General features: G+C 36.7%; 1 protein-coding gene and 1 pseudogene. Both read right to left on the bottom strand.

Annotation, left to right across the window (positions count from 1 at the left end):
- On the bottom strand, window positions 1-764 hold a 764-nt coding region (locus ACFIKE_RS11515; protein ID WP_375650076.1), incomplete at its 3' end, for a CBS domain-containing protein.
- Window positions 765-848: 84 nt separating this feature from the next.
- Window positions 849-953, bottom strand: a pseudogene (locus tag ACFIKE_RS11510) (rRNA maturation RNase YbeY); the annotation flags it as partial.

The following is a 953-nucleotide window of genomic DNA, read 5'->3' as shown; positions in this document are numbered from 1 at the left end:
TCAACGAGCCATTTATTGTTTGGTTCACGTACGATAGCATTGTCGACATTATCATGTTCATCTTCGATATCACCAACGACCAATTCAACAATATCTTCCATTGAAACGAGACCATCTGTTCCCCCATGTTCATCAATAACTAAAGCCATTTGTGTTCGTGTAGTCTGCATCCGTGTTAATAATTTGCTTGCAAGCATAGAACTGGGAACAAAAAGAACTGTTCGGATCAAATCCAATTCACCGATTGGAGTATGTAAGTCTGTATGGTTTAATTGAAGCAAATCGGATTTTTGTTCGGTTTTTGTTGGGTTGATAATAAAGCGAGTCATGTAGTTAAGAATATCGCGGATATGAATCATGCCGCGCGGATCATCTAAAGTTTCAGCATAAACAGGTATGCGAGAATGACCAATTTTTGCGAAACATTTAAGGGTTTCTCCAAGAGAGGTGTTTATTTCTAATGCTTCGATTTCAGAACGAGGTATCATAACATCATCCACGCGTGCTTCACGTAAGCGTAAAATGTTATGCAGCATAGTACGTTCTTCAGGTGAGAAGAGGGCAGTATCTTTTTCATTGTTAGTCGTGAGTGCAACGGTAAGATCGTCGCGCAGTGACGTAGATGCACAATTACGACCACGTAAGAATGAAAATAAATGATTCATCAGGGAATATTTCTCTGTATGATTCGTCTGTTGAGAGGGGGCTTTTTCATTATTAGAAGATGCTTGACTATTATTTTGTGCATTTATTTTGTTTGCCATGGTTTTGAAATCTTCTAGACTTTCTTTTTATAATAGATAAATAAGAGGCTTTAAATGGTATGCTGGTAATACTGATTTTAAAAGTTAAATTTTATCATTGATAGACAATTCTGCGTAAGGATCTTTTATGGAAAGCTTTTGCAGAATTTCTCTTTCGAGCTTTTCCATTTGATATGCTTCATTATCAGT

Source organism: Bartonella sp. MU70NMGDW, assembly GCF_042194085.1.
GTDB lineage: Bacteria > Pseudomonadota > Alphaproteobacteria > Rhizobiales > Rhizobiaceae > Bartonella > Bartonella grahamii.
Note: the sequence above shows the minus strand (reverse complement) of the source record. Positions and strands in the feature narration are given on the sequence as shown.